16 protein-coding genes and 4 tRNA genes are annotated in these 22,921 nt (G+C 63.5%); all 20 read right to left on the reverse strand.

Translation table 11 applies throughout. From position 1 onward, the window contains the following. Nucleotides 1–86 precede the first annotated feature (86 nt). A complete protein-coding gene (gene rpoC, locus LN047_RS28375) occupies nucleotides 87–4,331 on the reverse strand; it encodes a DNA-directed RNA polymerase subunit beta' (RefSeq protein ID WP_175156981.1) in 4,245 nt (1,414 codons plus the stop codon). Continuing rightward, nucleotides 4,331–8,443, reverse strand: coding sequence for a DNA-directed RNA polymerase subunit beta (gene rpoB / locus LN047_RS28380; RefSeq protein WP_142052175.1), 4,113 nt, complete (start codon nucleotides 8,441–8,443; stop codon nucleotides 4,331–4,333). Before rpoB ends, rpoC begins: the two co-directional genes overlap by 1 nt. Before the next feature lie 161 nt (nucleotides 8,444–8,604). Continuing rightward, nucleotides 8,605–8,985 (reverse strand): 50S ribosomal protein L7/L12, encoded by a 381-nt coding sequence (gene rplL, locus LN047_RS28385; RefSeq protein WP_008157777.1) that lies wholly within the window; start codon nucleotides 8,983–8,985, stop codon nucleotides 8,605–8,607. Nucleotides 8,986–9,066: 81 nt separating this feature from the next. After that, entirely contained in the window at nucleotides 9,067–9,591 is a 525-nt protein-coding gene (gene rplJ, locus LN047_RS28390) for a 50S ribosomal protein L10 (protein WP_056320723.1), read from the reverse strand. Between the two features lie 273 nt (nucleotides 9,592–9,864). Further along, entirely contained in the window at nucleotides 9,865–10,566 is a 702-nt protein-coding gene (gene rplA, locus LN047_RS28395; protein WP_056320726.1) for a 50S ribosomal protein L1, read from the reverse strand. 2 nt (nucleotides 10,567–10,568) lie between these two features. Further along, on the reverse strand, nucleotides 10,569–11,000 hold the full coding sequence (gene rplK, locus LN047_RS28400) for a 50S ribosomal protein L11 (protein ID WP_043542688.1): 432 nt from the start codon (nucleotides 10,998–11,000) through the stop codon (nucleotides 10,569–10,571). 63 nt (nucleotides 11,001–11,063) lie between these two features. After that, on the reverse strand, nucleotides 11,064–11,597 hold the full coding sequence (gene nusG / locus LN047_RS28405) for a transcription termination/antitermination protein NusG (RefSeq protein WP_006389586.1): 534 nt from the start codon (nucleotides 11,595–11,597) through the stop codon (nucleotides 11,064–11,066). 9 nt (nucleotides 11,598–11,606) lie between these two features. Beyond that, complete coding sequence (secE, locus tag LN047_RS28410; RefSeq protein WP_046806052.1) at nucleotides 11,607–11,987, reverse strand: preprotein translocase subunit SecE; 381 nt, start codon at nucleotides 11,985–11,987, stop codon at nucleotides 11,607–11,609. A 64-nt stretch (nucleotides 11,988–12,051) separates the two neighbouring features. Next, nucleotides 12,052–12,127 (reverse strand) — tRNA-Trp (locus LN047_RS28415). A 118-nt stretch (nucleotides 12,128–12,245) separates the two neighbouring features. Then, nucleotides 12,246–13,436 carry an elongation factor Tu gene (tuf, locus tag LN047_RS28420; RefSeq protein ID WP_063953628.1) on the reverse strand — a complete coding sequence of 397 codons (1,191 nt, stop codon included), beginning with the start codon at nucleotides 13,434–13,436 and terminating at the stop codon, nucleotides 12,246–12,248. A gap of 55 nt (nucleotides 13,437–13,491) precedes the next feature. After that, nucleotides 13,492–13,566 (reverse strand) — tRNA-Thr (locus LN047_RS28425). Between the two features lie 12 nt (nucleotides 13,567–13,578). After that, a tRNA-Gly gene (locus tag LN047_RS28430) sits at nucleotides 13,579–13,652 on the reverse strand. A gap of 147 nt (nucleotides 13,653–13,799) precedes the next feature. After that, a tRNA-Tyr gene (locus LN047_RS28435) sits at nucleotides 13,800–13,886 on the reverse strand. 113 nt (nucleotides 13,887–13,999) lie between these two features. Beyond that, nucleotides 14,000–15,163 (reverse strand): iron-containing alcohol dehydrogenase, encoded by a 1,164-nt coding sequence (locus LN047_RS28440; RefSeq protein WP_373980829.1) that lies wholly within the window; start codon nucleotides 15,161–15,163, stop codon nucleotides 14,000–14,002. A 25-nt stretch (nucleotides 15,164–15,188) separates the two neighbouring features. Beyond that, a complete protein-coding gene (locus LN047_RS28445; RefSeq protein WP_373980830.1) occupies nucleotides 15,189–16,598 on the reverse strand; it encodes an aldehyde dehydrogenase family protein in 1,410 nt (469 codons plus the stop codon). Between the two features lie 25 nt (nucleotides 16,599–16,623). Next, a complete protein-coding gene (locus tag LN047_RS28450; RefSeq protein WP_373980831.1) occupies nucleotides 16,624–18,009 on the reverse strand; it encodes a glutamine synthetase family protein in 1,386 nt (461 codons plus the stop codon). Nucleotides 18,010–18,066: 57 nt separating this feature from the next. Next, entirely contained in the window at nucleotides 18,067–18,873 is an 807-nt protein-coding gene (gene hisN / locus LN047_RS28455; protein WP_373980832.1) for a histidinol-phosphatase, read from the reverse strand. 106 nt (nucleotides 18,874–18,979) lie between these two features. Beyond that, nucleotides 18,980–19,981, reverse strand: a complete 1,002-nt coding sequence (locus LN047_RS28460) for a Bug family tripartite tricarboxylate transporter substrate binding protein (protein WP_373980833.1) — start codon at nucleotides 19,979–19,981, stop codon at nucleotides 18,980–18,982. Between the two features lie 150 nt (nucleotides 19,982–20,131). Further along, complete coding sequence (locus LN047_RS28465; RefSeq protein ID WP_373982193.1) at nucleotides 20,132–21,727, reverse strand: rhodanese-like domain-containing protein; 1,596 nt, start codon at nucleotides 21,725–21,727, stop codon at nucleotides 20,132–20,134. Further along, nucleotides 21,727–22,920, reverse strand: coding sequence for a cystathionine beta-lyase (gene metC / locus LN047_RS28470; protein WP_373980834.1), 1,194 nt, complete (start codon nucleotides 22,918–22,920; stop codon nucleotides 21,727–21,729). Before metC ends, LN047_RS28465 begins: the two co-directional genes overlap by 1 nt. Nucleotide 22,921 lies beyond the last annotated feature (1 nt).

Consider the following 22,921-nt stretch of genomic DNA (forward strand, 5'->3'; position numbering starts at 1 on the left):
AAAAGGCCGCTGATTCTCATCAGCGGCCTTTTGATTTTCAGGCTTGCCCGCGAACCTCGCGGGGCAAGCCTGCCGGAGACTTCCGCTTATTCGGCGGAATCCTCGGTACCCACGTCGGAAGCAGGCGTCTCGGCGTCCGAACCCACCGTGACCGGCGCGTCCTCGAACGGGTTGGCCTGCTGGCGGGCGGCTTCGCGTTCCGCGGCCTCCAGCTGTTCCTTGTCGCGGCGTGCGTGGTGGTAAGCCAGGCCGGTACCCGCCGGGATGAGGCGGCCGACGATGACGTTTTCCTTCAAGCCGCGCAGGTCGTCGCGCTTGCCCATGATGGCAGCTTCGGTCAGGACCCGGGTGGTTTCCTGGAACGAGGCGGCCGAGATGAACGAGTCGGTCGACAGCGAGGCCTTCGTGATACCCAGCAGCACGTTGTCGTACGTGGCCGGACGCAGGTCGGCAGCCGTGACGCGGTCGTTCTCGTTCAGCAGCTCGGAGCGCTCGACCTGCTCGCCCGGGATGAACTCGGTATCGCCCGCATCGACGATGTTCACACGGCGCAGCATCTGACGAACAATCACTTCGATGTGCTTGTCGTTGATCTTCACGCCCTGCAGACGGTAAACGTCCTGCACTTCGTCGACGATGTACGTCGCCAGTTTCTCGATGCCTTGCAGGCGCAGGATGTCGTGGGGATCGGCCGGGCCGTCCACGATCATTTCGCCCTTGTTCACCACCTGGCCGTCGTGCACCAGAACCTGCTTTTCCTTCGGAATCAGGAACTCGTGGCTCACGCCTTCCAGGTCGGTGATGACCAGACGCTGCTTGCCCTTGGTGTCCTTGCCGAACGAAACCGTACCGGTGACGTCGGCGAGCATGCCGGCGTCCTTCGGCGAACGGGCTTCGAACAGTTCGGCCACACGCGGCAGACCGCCGGTAATGTCGCGGGTCTTTTGCGATTCTTGCGGAATACGCGCCAGAACTTCACCCACGGCAACCTGCTGGCCGTCGCGCACCGTGATCAGCGCGCCCACCGGGAACGAGATGTTCACCGAGTGATCGGTGCCGGCGATCTTGACGTCTTCGCCGTTCTCGTTGACCAGCTTGATCTGCGGACGCATGACGATCTTGCCGCCACGGGTCTTGGGCGTGATGACGACGAGCGTCGACAGGCCGGTGACTTCGTCCACCTGCTTGGCAACGGTCACGCCTTCTTCGATGTTCTCGAAGCGGACGGCGCCGCCGTATTCCGACACGATCGGACGGGTCAGCGGATCCCACGTCGCCAAACGCGCGCCGGCCTTCACGGCCTCGCCATCGCCCACCAGCACGGTCGCGCCGTACGGGATCTTGTGGCGTTCGCGTTCGCGGCCGTTGTCGTCGAAGATCGCCAGTTCGCCCGAGCGCGAGATCGCGACACGTTCGCCCTTGGCGTTCGTGACGTAACGCATCGTGCTGGCAAAGCCGACCGTACCGGTCGACTTCGTTTCCACCGCGCTGGCCAGCGCCGAACGCGACGCCGCACCACCGATGTGGAACGTACGCATCGTGAGCTGCGTGCCCGGTTCACCGATGGACTGCGCCGCGATGACGCCGACGGCCTCGCCCTGGTTGACGGACGAACCGCGGCCCAGGTCACGGCCATAGCAATGCGCGCACAGACCATGACGCGTTTCGCAGGTCAGCGGCGTGCGGACCTTGACTTCGTCCACGCCGATGCGGTCGATGGTGTCGACCAGATCTTCGTCCAGCAGGGTGCCGGCGACGATGGCCGTTTCCTGCGTGTCCGGATTGACGATGTCCACAGCAGCCACGCGGCCCAGGATACGGTCGCGCAACGGTTCGATGACTTCACCGCCTTCGACCAGGGCCTTCATGTTGTAGCCCTGCGAAGTGCCGCAGTCGTCTTCCGTAATGACCAGATCCTGCGTCACGTCGACCAGACGGCGGGTCAGGTAACCCGAGTTCGCGGTCTTCAGTGCCGTGTCGGCCAGACCCTTACGCGCACCGTGAGTGGAGATGAAGTACTGGAGTACGTTCAGGCCTTCACGGAAGTTCGCGGTAATGGGCGTTTCGATAATCGAGCCGTCCGGCTTGGCCATCAGGCCGCGCATGCCGGCCAGCTGGCGGATCTGGGCGGCCGAACCGCGGGCGCCCGAGTCAGCCATCATGTAGATGGAGTTGAACGATTCCTGGCGCACTTCCTCGCCGTGACGGTTGGTCACGGGCTCGGTGGCCAGTTGTTCCATCATCGCCTTGCCGACCTTGTCGCCAGCCTTGCCCCAGATGTCCACAACGTTGTTGTAGCGCTCTTGGGACGTGACCAGACCCGACGAGTACTGCTTGTCGATTTCCTTCACTTCGCGGCTGGCTTCGGCCAGGATGCCTTCCTTGGCGGTCGGGATCAACATGTCGCCCATGGCGATCGAGATACCGCCGCGCGTGGCCAGGCGGAAGCCCGACTGCATCAGCTTGTCGGCGAAGATCACCGTGTCGCGCAGGCCGCAGCGGCGGAACGACTGGTTGATCAGACGCGAGATTTCCTTCTTCTTCAGCGCCTTGTTCAGGACGGTGAAGGGCAGGCCCTTGGGCAGGATCTCGGACAGCAGCGCACGGCCGACCGTCGTCTCGTGACGGCGGATGACCGGTTGCCATTCGCCGTTCTCGTCGCGCTCGTGTTCCTTCAGGCGCACGGTGATGCGGCTTTGCAGCTCGACTTCGTTGTTGTCGTAGGCGCGCTGGACTTCAGCGACGTCCATGAAGAAGATGCCTTCGCCACGGCCGTTGATGCGCTCGCGGGTCGTGTAGTACAGACCCAGCACGATGTCCTGCGACGGCACGATCGACGGTTCGCCGTTGGCGGGGAACAGCACGTTGTTCGAGGCCAGCATCAGCGTACGCGCTTCCAGCTGGGCTTCCAGCGACAGCGGCACGTGAACAGCCATCTGGTCACCGTCGAAGTCGGCGTTGAACGCCGCGCAAACCAGCGGGTGCAGCTGGATCGCCTTGCCTTCGATCAGCACCGGCTCGAACGCCTGGATGCCCAGACGGTGCAGCGTCGGCGCACGGTTCAGCATGACCGGGTGTTCGCGGATGACTTCTTCCAGGATGTCCCAGACCACCGGTTCCTGGCTTTCGACCAGTTTCTTGGCAGCCTTGATGGTCGTGGCCAGGCCCATCATCTCCAGACGATTGAAGATGAACGGCTTGAACAGTTCCAGGGCCATCAGCTTGGGCAGGCCGCACTGATGCAGCTTGAGCTGCGGACCCACCACGATGACCGAACGGCCCGAGTAGTCGACGCGCTTGCCCAGCAGGTTCTGACGGAAACGACCGCTCTTGCCCTTGATCATGTCGGCCAGCGACTTCAACTGGCGCTTGTTGGCGCCCGTCATGGCCTTGCCACGGCGGCCGTTGTCCAGCAGCGAGTCGACAGCTTCCTGCAGCATGCGCTTTTCGTTGCGCAGGATGATCTCAGGCGCCTTGAGCTCCAGAAGACGCTTCAGGCGGTTGTTGCGGTTGATGACGCGGCGGTACAGGTCGTTCAGGTCGGAGGTCGCGAAGCGGCCGCCGTCCAGCGGCACCAGCGGACGCAGGTCCGGCGGCAGCACGGGCAGCACTTCCATGACCATCCACTCGGCCTTGATGCCAGACTTCTGGAAGCCTTCCAGCACCTTCAGGCGCTTGGAGATCTTCTTGATCTTGGCTTCCGAGCTGGTGGCCTTCAGTTCGCCGCGCAGCGTTTCCACTTCGCGATCGATGTCGATGGTGCGCAGCAGTTCACGCACGGCTTCGGCGCCCATCAGGGCACGGAAGTCGTCGCCGTATTCCTCGGTCTTGGCCAGGAAATCGTCGTCCGACATGATCTGGCCGCGCTTGAGCGGCGTCATGCCGGGTTCGATCACGCACCAGGCTTCGAAGTACAGCACGCGTTCGATGTCGCGCAGGGTCATGTCGAGCACCATGCCCAGACGCGACGGCAGGCTCTTCAGGAACCAGATGTGCGCGACGGGGCTGGCCAGCTCGATGTGGCCCATGCGTTCACGGCGAACCTTGGCGACGGTGACTTCAACGCCGCACTTTTCGCAGATCACGCCACGATGCTTCAGGCGCTTGTACTTGCCGCACAGGCACTCGTAGTCCTTGATCGGGCCAAAGATCTTGGAGCAGAACAGACCGTCACGCTCAGGCTTGAACGTGCGGTAGTTGATGGTCTCGGGCTTGCGAACTTCGCCGTAGGACCACGAACGGATCTTCTCGGGCGAGGCGATGCCGATCTTGATGGCATCGAACTGCTCGTCTTGCGAGACTTGCTTAAAGAGGTCGAGTAGCGCTTTCATTAGTTACGCTCCAAATCCATGTCCAGGGCCAACGAGCGGATTTCCTTGACCAGAACGTTGAACGATTCCGGCATGCCGGCATCGATCACGTGGTCGCCCTTGACGATGTTCTCGTAAACCTTGGTACGACCGTTGATGTCGTCCGACTTCACCGTCAGCATTTCCTGCAGGGTGTAGGCGGCGCCGTATGCTTCCAGCGCCCACACTTCCATTTCCCCGAAACGCTGGCCGCCGAACTGCGCCTTGCCGCCCAGCGGCTGCTGCGTGACCAGCGAGTACGGGCCGGTGGAACGGGCGTGCATCTTGTCGTCGACCAAGTGGTGCAGCTTCAGGTAGTGCATGTAGCCGACCGTCACGGGGCGTTCGAACTGCTCGCCCGTGCGGCCGTCGAACAGCCATGCCTGCGTACGCGACGGCGTCAGCGCCATGCGTTCGGCGACGTCGTCCGGATAGGCCAATTCCAGCATCTTGGTGATTTCCTCTTCGGTCGCGCCGTCGAAGACGGGCGTCGCGAACGGCACGCCGTTCTTGAGGTTCTGGGCCATTTCCATGACTTCGTCATCGGTCAGCTCGTCGATGCGCGCGCCGGTGCCAGTCGTGTTGTAGACCTTGTCCAGGTAGGCGCGGACGTTCTTGACCTGCGCCGTGCGCTCGTCACGCAGCATGTCGGCGATGCGATGACCAACACCCTTGGCAGCCCAGCCCAAGTGAACTTCCAGCACCTGGCCGACGTTCATCCGCGAGGGCACGCCCAGCGGGTTCAGAACGATGTCGGCCGGCGTGCCGTCAGCCATGTGGGGCATGTCTTCCACCGGGGTGATGCGCGACACGACACCCTTGTTGCCGTGACGGCCTGCCATCTTGTCGCCAGGCTGCAGACGACGCTTCACGGCCAGGTAGACCTTGATCATCTTCAGCACGCCCGGGGGCAGCTCGTCGCCCTGCGTCAGCTTCTTGCGCTTCTCTTCGAAGGCCAGATCGAACTGGTGACGCTTCTGCTCGAGCGATTCCTTGGCCTGTTCCAGCACGACGGCGTGCGGCTCGTCGGCCAGACGGATGTCGAACCACTGCCAGCGATCCAGATCGGCCAGGTAGGCCTTGGTGATCGTCGCGCCCTTGGCCAGCTTGCGCGGGCCGCCGTTGACGGTCTTGTTGATCAGCATCTTTTCGATACGATCGAACTGGTCGTTTTCAACGATGCGCAGCTGGTCGTTCAGGTCCTGGCGATAGCGGCGCAGTTCATCGTCGATGATGGACTGGGCGCGCTTGTCGCGCACGATGCCTTCACGCGTGAACACCTGCACGTCGATCACGGTGCCGGTCATGCCCGAGGGCACGCGCAGCGAGGTGTCCTTAACGTCGGACGCCTTTTCACCGAAGATGGCGCGCAGCAGCTTCTCTTCCGGCGTCAGCTGGGTTTCGCCCTTGGGCGTGACCTTGCCGACCAGCACGTCGTCGGCGCTGACTTCGGCGCCGATGTAGGTGATGCCGGAATCGTCCAGACGGTTCAACTGCGTTTCAGCCAGGTTGCTGATGTCGCGGGTGATTTCTTCCGGTCCGAGCTTCGTATCGCGGGCGACAACGGTCAGTTCCTCGATGTGCACCGAGGTGTAGCGGTCATCCGCCACGACCTTTTCGGAGATCAGGATCGAGTCTTCGAAGTTGTAGCCGTTCCAGGGCATGAACGCGATCAGCATGTTCTGACCCAGGGCGAGTTCGCCCAGGTCGGTCGATGCGCCGTCAGCCAGCACGTCGCCCTTGGCAACGCGGTCGCCACGCTTGACGATCGGACGCTGGTTGATGTTCGTGTTCTGGTTGGAACGCGTGTACTTGATCAGGTTGTAGATGTCGACGCCCACTTCGCCGGCGACGTTTTCTTCGTCGTTCACGCGAATCACGACGCGCTCGGCGTCGACGTGGTCGACCAGACCGCCACGCAGCGCCTGCACGGTGGTGCCCGAGTCAACGGCCACGGTGCGCTCGATACCCGTACCCACGACCGGCTTTTCCGGACGCAGGCAAGGCACGGCCTGACGTTGCATGTTGGCGCCCATCAGTGCGCGGTTCGCGTCGTCGTGTTCCAGGAACGGAATCAGCGAGGCAGCAACCGACACGATCTGCGACGGGGCAACGTCCATGTAATGCACGTTGGCCGGGGCGGTCAGCATCGTTTCGCCAGCTTCACGGCAGGCGACCAGGTCGTCCACGAAACGGCCTTCTTCGTCGAGCGCGGCGTTGGCCTGCGCGATGACGTAGTGGCTTTCTTCGATGGCCGACAGGTAATCGATCTGCTCGCTGACGCGGCCGTCGATGATCTTGCGGTAAGGCGTTTCCAGGAAGCCGTACTCGTTCAAGCGAGCGTACAGCGCCATGGAGTTGATCAGACCGATGTTCGGGCCTTCCGGCGTTTCGATCGGGCAGACACGGCCGTAGTGGGTCGGGTGCACGTCGCGGACTTCAAAGCCGGCGCGCTCGCGGGTCAGACCGCCCGGGCCCAGTGCGGAAACACGACGCTTGTGCGTGATTTCCGACAGCGGGTTGGTCTGGTCCATGAACTGCGAGAGCTGGCTCGAACCGAAGAACTCCTTGATGGCAGCCGAGATCGGCTTGGAGTTGATCAGGTCGTGCGGCATCAGGTTTTCGGTCTCGGCCTGGCCCAGACGTTCCTTGACGGCGCGCTCGACGCGCACGAGGCCGGCGCGGAACTGGTTTTCGGCCAGTTCGCCCACGCAACGCACGCGGCGGTTACCCAAGTGATCGATGTCGTCGATCTGGCCACGGCCGTTACGCAGCTCAACCAGCACCTTGATGGTTTCAAGGATGTCTTCGTTGGTCAGCGTCATCGGGCCGGTGATGTCCTCACCACGGCCCAAACGGCTGTTGACCTTCATGCGGCCGACACGCGACAGGTCGTACGTCTCTTCGCTGTAGAACAGACGCTGGAACAGCGCTTCCACCGCTTCTTCGGTGGGCGGCTCGCCAGGACGCATCATGCGGTAGATGGCAACGCGAGCGGCCATCTGGTCGGCGGTTTCATCGGTGCGCAGCGTTTGCGAGATGTACGGACCGCGGTCCAGGTCGTTCGTGTAGAGCGCCTGGAACTCGTGCACGTTGGCGGCGCGCAAGGCGCCGAGCACGCTTTCCGTGATCTCGTCGTTGGCGTTGGCGATGACTTCGCCGGTATCTTCGTCAACGATGTTCTTGGCCAGCACGCGGCCGTACAGGAAATCTTCCGGCACGGAGATGCGCTGGATGCCGCCGGCAGCCAGGTCGCGCAGGTGCTTGGCGTTGATGCGCTTGTCCTTCTCGACGATCACCTTGCCCGAACGGTCGGCGATGTCGAAACGGGCCATTTCGCCCTTCCAACGCTCAGGCACGAATTCCATCATCGCGCCTTCGCTCTTCAGTTCGAAGTTGTCGAAGTCGAAGAAGTTGGCCAGGATGGTTTCCGGCGTCATGCCGATGGCCTTGCACAGGATCGTGACAGGCATCTTGCGGCGGCGGTCGACACGGAAGAACAGGACGTCCTTCGGGTCGAATTCGAAGTCCAGCCACGAGCCGCGGTAAGGAATCACGCGGGCCGAGAACAGGAGCTTGCCGGAGCTGTGCGTCTTGCCGCGGTCGTGTTCGAAGAACACGCCAGGCGAGCGGTGCAGCTGCGAAACGATGACACGCTCCGTGCCGTTGATGACGAAGGAACCCGTGCCCGTCATGAGCGGAATTTCGCCCATGTAGACTTCCTGTTCCTTCACTTCCTTCACGGTGGGCTTGCTGACTTCGCGGTCAAGCAGCACCAGGCGGACCTTGGCTCGCAGGGGCGAGGCATAGGTCAGGCCACGTTGCTGACATTCCTTGACATCGAACACCGGTTCGCCGAGCACATAGCTCACGAACTCCAAGCGCGCCATACCGTTGTGACTAACGATCGGAAAAATCGACGAGAACGCCGCCTGCAAACCGTCGGCTACGCGTTCGGACGGGGCGGTATCCGCCTGCAGGAAAGTTAGGTAGGATTGAAGCTGTGTCGCCAAAAGGAAAGGAACGTTTTGAACGTCTTCACGCTTGGCGAAGCTTTTGCGGATGCGCTTTTTTTCGGTGTACGAGTAAGGCATGAGCACTCCGACTCGAGGTTGCATGGGCCGTCAACCACGGCCCCAGGTGATACGACTCCAGGAAACCCCACTGAATGGGCATACCCCCAGTAGGGGTTTCCTGGAAACGCAAAAGCCCGGGGACTGCAAACTGTGCTGTCCCCGGGCAGTTGACGCAGGTCTTACTTGACTTCGACCTTGGCGCCAGCTTCTTCCAGCTTCTTCTTGGCGGCTTCGGCGTCAGCCTTGGCCACAGCTTCCTTGACGGGCTTCGGAGCGCCGTCGACCAGGTCCTTGGCTTCCTTCAGACCCAGACCGGTCAGCTCGCGCACGGCCTTGATGACGCTGACCTTGTTCGCGCCGGCTTCTTGCAGGACGACGGTGAACTCGGTTTGCTCTTCAGCAGCGGCAGCAGCGCCACCAGCGGCGGGAGCAGCGACAGCGACGGCAGCGGCAGCAGCCGACACGCCGAACTTCTCTTCCATTTCCTTGATCAGCTCGGACAGCTCGAGCACGGTCATGCCAGCGATGGCGTCAAGGATTTCAGCTTTGTTAAGTGCCATTTTTCAGAACTCCAAATATTTTGGTAATGCCAGGGTTTGGGTGTCGCTTCGTCGTTCAGCGAATTCCGGACAACAGGGCGATTAGGCCGCTGCCTTCTGGTCGCGCACGGCAGCGAGGCCACGGGCGAACTTGGTCGGAACTTCGTTGAGCGTACGCACGAATTGCGCGATGGGGGCTTGCATGGTGCCAAGCAGTTTCGACAGCAACTCTTCGCGCGAGGGCATGGTGGCCAGGGCCTTCACGCCTTCTTGGTTCAGCAAGTTGTTGGGCAGAGCGCCCGCCTTGATGACCAGCTTATCGTTGCTCTTCGCGAAACCAGCAATGACCTTGGCCGCCGCTACCGGATCAGTGCTGATGCCATAGATCAGCGGACCGGTCAGTTGCTCAGCCAACGGCTCGAAAGCCGTGCCAGCAACAGCACGACGGGCCAGCGAGTTCTTCAGAACACGCAGATACACGCCCGATTCACGCGCAGTTTTGCGCAGTACGGTGACAGAGGCGACGTCCAGACCACGGTACTCAGCGATAACAATCGATTGGGCCTTGGCGACTTCCGCCGAGACTTCCTCGATTACCACCGCTTTCTCTTGACGATTGAGACTCACGGTTTGAACACTCCATCAAAAGACGCCTGGGGCCGGAGCCTTGCGCGTCAACCGAATGCGGCGCCTGGACGAGTTCTTCGGGTAAAGAATTCTTCCTGGGGACGCCGTCTACGCTGGATCCGGACTAGGTGAGCTCCGGGATTAAGCGGGGCAGCGGCGATGCTGCTTTCCTTGCGGAAGGTAGATTCCTTCCACTGCCCTGCTCCAGCGGTCTTTGACAGCAACATCCGGAGGGGTCCGGATGCAGCCCAAAGTACGTTTACTGCTGTTGGCTTAGTTGGAAGCCGACAGCGAGGCAATTTCCACACGCGCTCCGCCGCCCATCGTGGACGAAACGGCGAGCTTGCGCAGGTAAATGCCCTTGGCAGCTGCGGGACGAGCCTTTTGCAGGGCGTCGACCAGAGCGGCCAGGTTGGTTTGCAGCTGTTCCACGCCGAACGACGCGCGGCCGATCGTTGCGTGGATGATGCCGGCCTTGTCGGTGCGGTACTGAACCTGACCGGCCTTGGCGTTCTTCACAGCGGTTGCGACGTCGGGGGTCACGGTGCCGACCTTCGGGTTCGGCATCAGGCCGCGCGGGCCCAGGATCTGACCCAGGGCGCCGACGACACGCATCGTGTCGGGCGAGGCGATGACAACGTCAAAGTCCATTTGACCGGCCTTGATGCTGTCGGCCAGGTCGTCCAGACCAACGATGTCGGCGCCAGCGGCCTTGGCGGCTTCAGCCTTGTCGCCTTGGGCGAACACGGCGACGCGGACCGACTTGCCGGTGCCGGCGGGCAGCACGACCGAACCGCGGACCAGTTGGTCCGACTTCTTCGGGTCGATGCCGAGTTGCACGGCCACGTCAATGGATTCATTGAACTTGGCGACGGCGGTTTCCTTGACCAGGGTCAGGGCTTCAGCGACCGGGTACAGCTTGGTGCGGTCGATCTTTTGTGCAATAGCGGCGGCGCGCTTGGACAACTTAGCCATGATTAGATCCCCTCAACCGTGATGCCCATGCTGCGGGCGCTGCCAGCGATCGTGCGCACTGCGGCTTCCAGATCGGCGGCGGTCAGGTCGGGACCCTTGGCCTTGGCGATTTCTTCAGCTTGCGCGCGGGTCAGCGTGCCGACCTTGTCGGTATGCGGCTTGGCCGAACCCTTTTGCACGCCGGCGGCCTTCTTGATGAGGACCGTCGCGGGCGGGGTCTTCATGATGAAGGTGAAGCTCTTGTCGGCGAAAGCGGTGATCACCACCGGAATCGGCAGACCAGGCTCCATGCCTTGGGTCTTGGCGTTGAACGCCTTGCAGAATTCCATGATGTTCAGGCCACGCTGACCCAGGGCCGGGCCAATCGGGGGGGAGGGGTTAGCCTTACCAGCCGGTACTTGCAGCTTGATAAAGCCGACGATCTTCTTCGCCATGCTTTGCTCCTTGCGGGTGATATCGCCCTGGCCGATAAGGACAGGGCTCCCCGGGGGTTAGATTCAGGTCTTTTCGACCTGGCTGAAATCGAGCTCGACGGGCGTGGCGCGACCAAAAATGGTGACGGACACACGCACCTTGCTCTTTTCGTAGTTGACTTCTTCGACGTTGCCGTTGAAGTCCGCAAACGGACCTTCCTTGACCCGAACCATCTCGCCCACTTCGAACAGGATCTTGGGGCGGGGTTTCTCAACACCCTCTTCCATCTGGGAGAGGATCTTTTCGACTTCTTTTTCGGAAATCGGGGTCGGACGATTGCCCGAGCCGCCCAAAAAGCCGGTGACTCGGTTGGTGTTCTTGACCAGGTGCCACGTTTCGTCGGTCAGGTCCATTTCAACCAGGACATAACCGGGGAAAATGCGGCGCTCGGTGATCGACTTCTGACCACCCTTGACCTCGACGACTTCTTCGGAGGGCACAAGGATGCGGCCAAAAGACGTTTGCAGGCCCGCGCGCTCGATGCGCTCATTCAGGGCCTTGTGTACGCTTTTTTCCATGCCGGAGTACACATGGACGACATACCAACGCTTACTCATTTGCCGTCCTTATTTCCAGCCCAGCAGCAGGCCGTAGAGAATCCATTCGATGCCCTTGTCGAGCACCCACATGAAAATGCCCATGACCGCCACGAAGGCAAAAACGATACCCGTCATCTGGGTCGTTTCCTTGCGGGTGGGCCATGCGACACGCTTGACTTCGTTGTAGGACTCGCTGGCAAAGCTCAGGGTACGGCGACCGGGTTCGCTGAACCAGGCGATCGCGGCTGCGATCACGAGGCCGCCGACGAACACACCGATCCGAGCGGGCATCGGCTGCGCGCTAAGCACGGAGAACCCGACGATGCCAGCAATAACGACGAGAACCGCCAGCCCGAGCTTGACCCGGTCGGCGGTACTGGTAACGGTTTCTACGCTGGTATTAGACATATTGCGACGCGAGCCGCCGTGAATGCGTAACTCGCGATGATCTCCCGCGGGTTTATCCTGGCGGTGGCAGGGGCAGTAGGAATCGAACCTACAACCTTCGGTTTTGGAGACCGACGCTCTGCCAATTGAGCTATGCCCCTAAACACATCAAAATCTTGTTCCGCCCTGCATCGGCTCGCGGAACCATACATAGTACTACTTTTACAGCAAAGATGGATAGAGGGGCATGAATGCCCACCCTACCCATCCGGGTATTGCTTACTTCAGGATCTTGGCGACGACGCCGGCGCCGACGGTACGACCGCCTTCACGGATGGCGAAACGCAGACCTTCTTCCATGGCGATCGGGGCCAGCAGCTTGACGGTCATCGTCACGTTGTCGCCCGGCAGAACCATTTCCTTGTCGGCCGGCAGGTCGATCGTGCCGGTCACGTCCGTCGTGCGGAAGTAGAACTGGGGACGATAGCCGTTGAAGAACGGGGTGTGGCGGCCGCCTTCTTCCTTGGACAGGATGTACACCTCGGACGTGAAGTCCGTGTGCGGGGTGATCGAGCCCGGCTTGGCCAGAACTTGGCCGCGCTGGACGTCTTCACGCTTGGTGCCGCGCAGCAGGATGCCCACGTTGTCGCCAGCTTGACCTTGGTCCAGCAGCTTGCGGAACATTTCCACGCCCGTGCAGGTCGTCTTGACCGTCGGAACGATACCGACGATTTCGATTTCTTCGCCGACCTTGATGATGCCGCGTTCGATACGGCCGGTCACCACGGTGCCGCGACCCGAGATCGAGAACACGTCTTCAACCGGCATCAGGAACGCGCCGTCGATGGCACGCTCAGGCGTCGGGATGTACGAATCCAGCGCAGCAGCCAGCGACAGGATGGCCTGTTCGCCCAGTTCGCCCTTGTCGCCTTCCAGCGCCAGCTTGGCCGAACCCTTGACGATCGGGGTGTCGTCGCCCGGGAAGTCGTACTTGGACAGCAGTTCGCGAACTTCCATTTCCACCAGCTCGAGCAGCTCGGCGTCGTCAACCATGTCAGCCTTGTTCAGGAAGACGATGATGTACGGCACGCCAACCTGGCGGCTCAGCAGGATGTGCTCGCGCGTTTGCGGCATGGGGCCGTCAGCGGCCGACACGACCAGGATCGCGCCGTCCATCTGGGCAGCGCCCGTGATCATGTTCTTGACGTAGTCGGCGTGGCCCGGGCAGTCAACGTGCGCGTAGTGACGCGTTTCCGTTTCGTACTCGACGTGAGCCGTGTTGATGGTAATGCCGCGTGCCTTTTCTTCAGGAGCTGCATCGATCTGGTCGTAGCCCTTGGCTTCGCCGCCGAACTTGGTCGACAGAACGGTCGTGATCGCCGCCGTCAACGTCGTTTTGCCGTGGTCAACGTGACCAATCGTACCCACGTTCACGTGCGGCTTGGTACGTTCAAACTTGCCTTTTGCCATGGCTGACTCCTGACCTGGATTGCGCTTCTGACTGAAGAAAAGAATTTGGAATTTGTGGTGCCCATGGCGCGGATCGAACGCGCGACCTCTCCCTTACCAAGGGAGTGCTCTACCACTGAGCCACATGGGCATTTAAAAATCTTGGAGCGGGTGAAGGGAATCGAACCCTCGTCGTAAGCTTGGAAGGCTTCTGCTCTACCATTGAGCTACACCCGCGGCAAACCCTTTCACCTTCTCTCATCCCAACCCTTCGAAATGAAGGCCGGAGGATCCTTGCCACCTTCTTTGCGAAGGCTGCGCAAGGCCACCGGGCCTTACATTGCAAATCCAGGCCAACCGCGCCTGGATTTAGGTATGGGTCTCTGGTGGAGGAGGTTGGATTCGAACCAACGTAGGCGCAAGGCCAACAGATTTACAGTCTGCCCCCTTTAACCACTCGGGCACCCCTCCAGCGGAGAACTTGAGATTATGAACACTTTCAAATCCGCTGTCAAACCATTCGGATGAAAAATTCATAATTTCAGTTCCACCTCCGCCGCGTTTCCGCGCAGAGGGGGCGAAGCTTACAGGTTTCCGCGAATTGCTGCACGAAAAAGCTGAGAATATTTTTCGGCGGAGAAATTGACGGGGTTCGTGCCGGCGGAAGGATCCTGGCTGGCCATGCGCCCCACCCGCTCGGCCTGGCCGTCATCCAGGCCGATCTCGGCGAGCGTATGCGGGATGCCCACGGCCTCGCGCAGCGCCAGCACCCAGTCGAGCACCGCGCCCGGGCTTTGCCGCGGCAACCCGAGATAACGCGCAAGCGCTTCAAGCCGGGGCGCCACCGCTTCTTCGTTGGCCTTGAGCACGTAGGGCATCAAGATCGCGTTGAGCAGGCCGTGATGCGCGTCATAGAGCGCGCCGAGCGGATGCGCCAGCGCGTGCATGGCGCCCAGGCCGCGCTGGAAGGCGGTGGCGCCCATGCACGATGCCGTCAGCATCTGCTGGCGCGCCTGCAGATCGGCGCCATCGGCCACCGCCTGCGGCAGATACGCCTTGATAAGGCGCATGCCCTCCAGCGCAATGCCAGCCGCCATGGGATGAAAGAACGGCGAACAGTAGGCTTCCAGGTTGTGCGACAGCGCGTCCATGCCCGTGGCCGCCGTGATCTTGGGCGGCAGGCCCACGGTGAGCTCGGCGTCCAGGATCACGATGGACGGCAGCATGCGGGCGTGAAAGATGATGCGCTTGATGTGCGCGGCCTCGTCGGTGATGACGGATGCGCGCCCGACTTCGGAGCCGGTGCCTGCGGTGGTGGGTACGGCCACGACGGGCGCCATGCCGGCGGCATTGACGCGCAGGTAGTTGTCGCCGATGTCTTCGAAGTCCCACAGCGGCCGGCTCTGCCCCGCCATCAAAGCGATGGCCTTCGCCGCATCGAGCGCCGAACCGCCGCCGAACGCAATGACACCGTCATGGCGCCCGCGCTTGAACGCCGCGACACCGTCGTCGACGTTGCGCCCGGTGGGATTGCCCTTGATGTCGTGAAAGACCGCGCAATCGACGCCATCATCGTGGCACATGCCCACGGCATCGCGGACCATGGGCAACGCGGCCAGTCCGGGATCGGTCACGAGCAAAGGTCGGGACATGCCCAGCTCACGGCAGCACGCGGGCAGTTCCTTGATGCGTCCGGGACCCACCTTGATGGCGGTGGGATAGTTCCAGTTGACGTGGGGGACGGTCATGATTCGGTTCCTGGTGATGCCGCGCTCAGAGGCTGCGCATATGGAAGGATTTCGCCTGGGTGAGCGGTTCGTAGCCGAGCTTGGACAAGGACACGCCGCGGCCCGACTCCTTGACGCCCGTCCACGCGAGCGCCGGGTCGAGGTAGTCGCATCGGTTCATGAAGAACGTGCCGGCGCGCACCTGCCCGCCGATACGCAATGCGGCCGCTTCGTCCTGCGTGAAAACGGCAGCCGTCAATCCGTACGGACTGTCGTTCATCAGCGCGATGGCCTGTTCGTCACTGTCGACCGGCATGATGCCGGCGACCGGACCGAAACACTCCTCGCTCATGATGCGCATGCGGTGGTCGACCTGCGTCAGCAACGCGGGCGCGACATAACACGAGCTTTCGCTCGCTTTAAGTGAGCTTTCACTCGCGTTCTTGAAATGCGAGTTATCGATCACGTTTACAGCGCCGGCGCCGACGGCTTGCGCGATCACTTCCCGGATCTCGGCCGCCGCGCGGGTGCGCACGACAGGGCCAAGCGTCGTGCCCGGCTGCAACGGATTGCCCAGCACATAACGCTGCGTCAAGGCGACGGCGCGCTCGACGAACGCGTCATGCACGCCACGCGCCACGTAGATGCGCTGAATGCCGCAACACGACTGGCCGGCGTTGAAGAACGCGCCATCGACGAGCGTCTCTGCCGCGGCGTCCAAATTGGCGTCCTCGCGCACGTAGGCTGGGTCGTTGCCGCCCAGTTCCAGTCCGACGCCGATAAAGCGACCCGCCGCGCTTTCCTCGACAATGCGCCCTCCCCGGACCGAGCCCGTGAAGGACACATAGCCGATCTCCGGCGCGCGGATCAGCCGTTGCGTGATGTCGTGACTGGCGTGCAGGTATTGAAAGACGCCTCTTGGCGCCCCCGCGTCTCGGAATGCGCGATCGATGAGCTCGGCGCACAGCGGCGTCTGGTCGGAATGCTTGAGAATGACGGTGTTGCCCGCCATCAGTGCGGGCACGATGCTGTTCACCGCGGTCAGCAGCGGATAGTTCCACGGCGCGATGGTGAGCGCCACGCCGACGGGCTCGCGGCGGATGAAGCGCGTAAAGCCTGGCTGCGCGGGAACGGCAATGGGAGCGAGGGCATCGTCGGCGATGGCGATCATGTGGCGCGCGCGGGCGGCGAAGCCATCGACTTCGCCGGGTGCGTCGCGTAGCGGACGGCCCATCTGAATGGTGATCGCGCGCGCAATTTCATCCTTGGCCGCCACGACATGGTCCACCGCAGCCGTCACGATGCGCCCCCGCGCCTGGATGCCGAGCGCATGCCACGCCGGCTGCGCGCCCTGCGCGTTGGCCAGCGCCTGCGAGATCTGCGCTTCGCTGGCGTACGCGCGGCGCACGACCGGACGTCCGTCGATGGGGCTGATGGTGATGAGTTCGTGGGTCATGGCTACCCTGATGCAATGGACGGGTTCAGATGATTTCGAAGTAGCGCGCAAGCTCCCAGTCGGTCACATGACGCCGGAACTGCCGCTCTTCCCATTCGCGCGTCGCGGCGTAGTGCTCGACGAAGGCGTCGCCGAACAGCAGCCGCGCGGCGTCGGAGCCGCGAAGACGCTGCGCGGCTTCCCACAAGGTCGTGGGCAGATGCAGATGCGCGGGAAACTCCTGCGTATAGGCATTGCCCTGCACCATGGGCTCGGGCGACAGCCCTTGCTCGATGCCGTACAACCCTGAGGCGAGCGCCGCGGCCAGCGCCAGATAGGGATTGGCGTCGGCCGATCCGATGCGCACTTCGACACGCTGCGATTTGTCGCTGCCCGGGATGAGGCGCAGTGCCGTCGTCCTGTTTTCCATCCCCCACGTGGCGTCCAGCGGCGCCCAATAGCCGGGCACCAGGCGCGAATAGCTGTTGATGGTTTGCGCGTACAAGGCCATGAATTCGGGAAGGTACCGCTGCACGCCCGCCATGAAGGCGGCCTGCAGGTTGCCGACGCCATGTGGCTGCGACTCGTCGTAGAAGGCCGAACGCCCCGTCTTGCGGTGGCGCAGAGACAGGTGAATGTGGCCGCTTTGACCCGGGTGGTCATGCGACCATTTCGCCATGAAGGTGGCCATCAGGCCGTTCTGTTGCGCAAGCGCCTTGGCGAACGTCTTGAACAGAAACGCCTTGTCGCCGGCCGCCGCCGCATGGTCCACGGCAAGCGCGGCCTCCAGCACGCCCGGCCCGGTCTCGGTGTGCAGGCCTTCGATGGGCATGTCCATGCGCTCGCACATGTCGAGCAGCTTGCGATAGAAGTCGCCCTCGACCGTGCTGCGCAGAACCGAATACCCGAAATTGCCGGGTGTCCAGTTCTCCATGTTGCGGTAGTGCTTGGCGCGCACGGAGTGCGGCGTCTCGCGGAACATGAAGAACTCGTACTCCAGCGCGGCATAGGCATCGAATCCCATGTCCGCCGCGCGATCGATCACGCGGTGCAGCAGGCGGCGCGGACAGATGGCGGCGGCATCGCCCTCGAATTCCGCCAGGAACAGCAGCATGTCTTCGCCGCCGGGGCCTTGTTCCAGCGTGAGACGGCGCGCGCTTTGCGGCACGATGCGCATTTTTGCGTCGGGGTATGCGGTGTGCCAGCCGGTGTACCGGGTGTTGTCGTAGAGCTGATCGTCCAGGTCCCACCCCAGCACCACGTCGCAGAACGCGAGCCCGGAACGCAGCGCGCCCAGGAATTTGTCGCGCCTCAGGTACTTGCCCAGCATGACGCCGTCCACATCGGACAGGCCGATCTTGATATGCGAGAGCGGGCTGGCCTGCACCAGCCGCTCTGCGTCTTCCACCGTTGCTACCCCTAGTGCATGCATGCTCGTTCACCTTATGGCTGAAGCGTTGCGTGGAACTGCGGGCGGGCGGCGCGCCGGTCAGGCCATGGCCGCCCCCAGCACCTGCATCGCCTGGCGATGCAGCGCAGGCGTGGCGGCCGCGATCACGCGGCCCTTTGAGGCAAGACCGAGCGGCTGCCCTGCCCAATCCGTCATGACGCCGCCCGCGCCTTCGATCACGGGCGCAAGGGCAAGGTAATCGTAGGGTTGCAGCCCCGCCTCCACGACGAGGTCGACGTGACCGCTGGCGAGAAGCCCATAGCTGTAGCAGTCGCCGCCATAACGGCGCATGCGTGTCTTGGCTGCCAAGTGGTCGAAAGCGTCCAGCTCGGCGCCCGTGAAGATGTCGGGCGAGGTGGCATACAGGATGGCGCTGTCGAGGTCGGTGCATGCGCGCGTCGCGCACGGCTCGCCGTTCAATCGCGACGGCGCGTGCGCCACGCCGATCCAGCGTTCGTCGAGCATGGGAATGTCGATCACCCCCAACACCGGCCTGCCGCGGTGCAGCAGCGCAAGCAGCGTGCCCCACAGCGGATTGCCCGAGATGAAGGCGCGGGTGCCGTCGATGGGGTCGAGCGACCACACGAATTCGGCATCGGCATGAGAGGCGCCGAATTCTTCACCGAATATGCCGTGGCTGGGATGATGCGCGGCAATGGCCTCGCGCAGCGCCGCCTCGACCTGCCTGTCTGCCTGCGTGACGGGACTGTCATCGGCCTTGGTGTCGACGTCAAGCGGATGCCGGAACCACTTGCGCGACAGAGGCCGGGCGCGATCGGCCAGCGACTGCGCGAACGCGGCATACGCCGCGAGCTGCGGCGCCGACAAGGCCGAGGAAGTCTGCATCGATGCCCTCCAGGAGGGGCGCGCGGAGGATCAGTGCGCCGACGGAACGCCTGCACGCAGGCATTTCCAGTCTAGACACCTTGCTCCGCGTTGGCAAACATGCCGTTCAATCGAGCGACACGCCCGCCGTCTTCACCATGTCGGCCCAATACGTGGTGTCCTGCTGCAGCCGGCTCTTGAAGGCCGCGGGCGCGCTGCCCACGGGTTGGCTGCCGCCGCTGTTGATCTTGGCGATCACGGCGGGCGACTTCATGGCCTGCTCCACGGCCTGAGCCAGATAAGCGATGCGCTCGGGCGGCGTTCCCGCGGGCGCGAACAAGCCGTACCAGTCATCCGCGGTGATGCCTTCCAGACCGGCCTGCTTCAACGTGGGCGCGCGCTTGAAGATGCCCACGCCATCGCCGTGACTCATCGCGAGGATCTGCAGTTTTCCGGCCGCCACCATGGGTTCGGCCGATGCCGGCGAGGTGATCAGCATGTCGACGGTGCCGCCCAGCAGGTCCGTGACCGCCGGCGCCGCGCCGCGATACGGCACATGCACCAGCTTGACGTTGGCCTTCTGTGAAACCAGCGCGCCCATCAGATGGCTCATCGTGCCGTTGCCCGGCGTCGCGTAGGTGATGACCCCAGGTTGCTTGCGCGCGGCCGCAAGATAATCGTCCAGCGTCTTGTACGGGCCATCCGCGCGCGAGACGAGCACCAGCGGCGCCGAGGTGATCTGCGAAATGGGCACGAAGTCCTTCAGCGGATCGAAGCCCACGTTCTTGTACAGGCGCGGATTGACGGCCATGACGCTGGTCTGCGACATCACGAGGGTGTAGCCGTCAGGCTTGGCGCGGGACACCTGCGCCGTGCCGACGTTGCCGCCCGCCCCCGAGCGGTTTTCGACAACCACGCTTTGCCCCGTGATGGCGCCCAGCTCCTGCGCGATCAAGCGTGCGATGCCGTCGTTGCCGCCGCCCGGCGGGAACGGCGAGACAACGGTGATGGCCTGCTTCGGATAGTCCGCCAGCGGCGCCGGCGTCTGGGCATGGGCGGCGAACCCCCACGCGAGGGCTGCCGCTGCCACCGCGGCCGTCTTGCAAGCTTGCAATGCATGTTGCTTCATCTGGATTTCCCCTTGAGATGGCGGCCGGATACTCGGCCGTCCTTTGCATTCCGGTTCGCCATGAACCGTCCGCACCCCGGCGGCAATTGCCGCCAGGGCGTCCTGATCAGGTTGAAGCGGGTGTCGCCGCGCAAACGCGCGGCGGCGGCGTCAGATGGCCGGGAACCGGTACGCGGCGCGTTCCCGGTCGTCGATCTGCTTGACGAGATTGGTTTCCCAGGCGAGGTACTGCCGCGCGGCGGCCTTGTTCCCGTCGTGGCGGTCGTGCACAAAAAACAGGTAGTCGATGCAATCGCTGTCGGGCGGATCGGCGGGCGTCGTCTCCAGCGAAATGCCTTGGGCGGACCAGCTGTTCGGCGTGCCCGTATTGGCCTTGACGTCATCGATGCCCAAGGCAGCCAGATCGCGCGCCGCCCACGCCGCCAATGCGGCGTCTTCGGCCAGCAGCACGACAGGACGCGCGGGATCGAGCGCCAGACGATGCAGCCGCGGACGGATGGACCAGCGGGCGCCGGCCACGTGGCTCGCGCGGTACCGCATGCTGGGCCGAATGTCGACAATCTGGGCGCCCTGCTTCAGCACATCGGCCAAGGCCGCATCGGACAGCAGAGCAAGCGCGGGCGCCTCGGGCTGTGCCGGAGTGTGCGCCAGGACGGCGCCAGTGCCTTCTTCGAGCGTGCAGGCGTCCCATCCCATCTGCCGGAGCCAGCTGGCGACGACCGGCGCGCGCACGCCTTCGCCATCGAACACGACGATGCGGGCGCCGCGCACGGCGATGTACTGGTCCGTCGCCTGAATGAGTTGCCCGCCAGGCGCATGCTGCGCGCCGGGCAACGATCCCTTCGCGAACTCTTCGGCGCTGCGCACATCGCACAGGAACGTGGTGCGCTGCGGGTCGCGCAGCCAGTCCTGCACCTGCGCGGCGTTGGCCGACGGCACGCCGTGACGCTGGGCGAGCTGCGCGGAACGCTGCGCCAGCGCCGGCACGTCTTCAGGCGTGACGTCATCCGGATACCGGCGGCGCGCGCCGTGCTCGAGCTGCAGGTCTTCCAGGTACCAGCCCTGCGTGCCGTTCTCCAGGGCGTAGACCGGATTGGGCACACCCAGGTTGATGAGCGTCTGCGCGCCGATGATGCTGCGCGTGCGGCCCGCGCAGTTCACCACGATGGTGGTGCCCGGCCGCGCAGCCAGCGTGTGGGCGCGCAGCGCCAGTTCGCCGTTGGGGCAGCAGATGCCGCCGGGAATGCTCATCTTCTGGTATTCGGCGAAGGGCCGGCCGTCCAGCACGATAAGGTCGTCGCCCCGGCGCTGGCGTTCGGCCAGTTCGCGGGCGCCGATGCGCGGGGTGTGGAAAACCTCTTCGGCGAGTTCGCCAAACGTTTTGCTGGGAACGTTCACGCCTGCGAATGCGGCATAACCGTCGCGCTGCCATTGCGCGATGCCGCCGGCCAGGCGGTGCACATCCGTGTAGCCCAGCACGCCAAGGGCGCGCGCGGCGCGGGCCGCGGTGTCGTCCTCGCCCCCCTCGTCGTAGACCACGACGCGCACGCTGCGGCGAGGCGCGAGGCGGACGATGTCGACTTCAAGGCGGCTGTACGGGACCGGCGCGGCGTAGAACAGATGCGACTCGCCATACTGGCCGTGCTCGCGCACGTCCAGAAGCGCGATCTCGCGGCCGTCGTGCAACCACTGCTTGAGCGTGTGCGAATCGACGTCGGCGAAGGTGGGGTCGTTATACGGCTGCATCATGAGATTCGGAGGGAACGGATGGGTTGAGTCAGAGCGGCCAAGCCGCGGTCAAGGTCGGTGATCAGGTCGTCAGGATCTTCCAGGCCGATGTGCAGGCGCAGCATGGGGCCGCGCGCTTCAAGGCCCGGCAGCGAGCGCGCAGCCTGCAAGTTCACCGGAATCACCAGGCTTTCAAAGCCGCCCCACGAGGCGCCGATGCCGAAAAGCTGCAGGCTGTCGATGAAGCGCTCGGCGTCGGCCTCGGTATAGGTGTCAGACAGTTCCAGCGTCAGCAGGCCGTTGGCGCCGGTGCAATCGCGCCGCCAGATTGCGTGGGAGGGATCGCCAGGCAGCGCAGGATTCAAAACGCGCGCAACTTCCGGACGCGCCTTGAGCCACTGGGAGATCAGGAGCGCGCTGCGGGCGTGCTGCGCCATGCGCAAGGGCAGCGTGCGCATGCCGCGCAACACCAGGAAGGCGTCGTCGGCGCCGACCGTCTGGCCGAAATCGATGGTGGCGCGTTCCAGCGCCCGCCATGCGCGCTCGTTCGTGACGACGGCGCCCATCATCACGTCGGCATGGCCGCCCAGATACTTGGTCGCGGCCAGGATGGAAATGTCGGCGCCCAATGCGAGCGGTTTTTGCACCAGACCGGACGCCCACGTGTTGTCCACAGCCAGCCAGCAATCGTGTTTTCGCGCGGTTGTGGATAACTCGGTGAGGTCCGGCATTTCGTACGTCAACGATCCCGGCGACTCCGCGTAGATCATGCGGGTATTGGGCCGGATCAGCGCCTCGATGCCAGCGGCATCCGGACGGTAGTACGTGAATTCGATCCCCAGGCGCGTCAGGTGTTCGGCGCAGAACCGGCGCACCGGCTCATACACGGCGTCTGTCACAAGCACATGATCGCCCGCGCGCAGATAGGCAAGCAGCACGGTGGCGATTGCGGCCTGGCCGGTGGGATAAAGCTTGGCGCGATAGCCCGTTTCCAGTTCGACGAGCGCGTCTTCCAAGGCGTGCGTGCTGTCGGTGCCCCGCGCGCCATAGGAGGGCAGACGCTCCTGTTCGCGGCGCGCCCGCGTGTCGCGCCACGCTTCTACGCTATCAAAGACATACGTGCTGGCGCGCGTGACCGGCGTGTTGACCCAGCCTTGATGAGGACGTCCTGCGCGCAGCAGGCGCGTTGCGGACCGGAAGGGCTTGCTCATG

The sequence above is a fragment of the Achromobacter sp. JD417 genome, from assembly GCF_041879325.1.
Taxonomy (GTDB): Bacteria; Pseudomonadota; Gammaproteobacteria; order Burkholderiales; family Burkholderiaceae_B; genus Achromobacter; species Achromobacter mucicolens.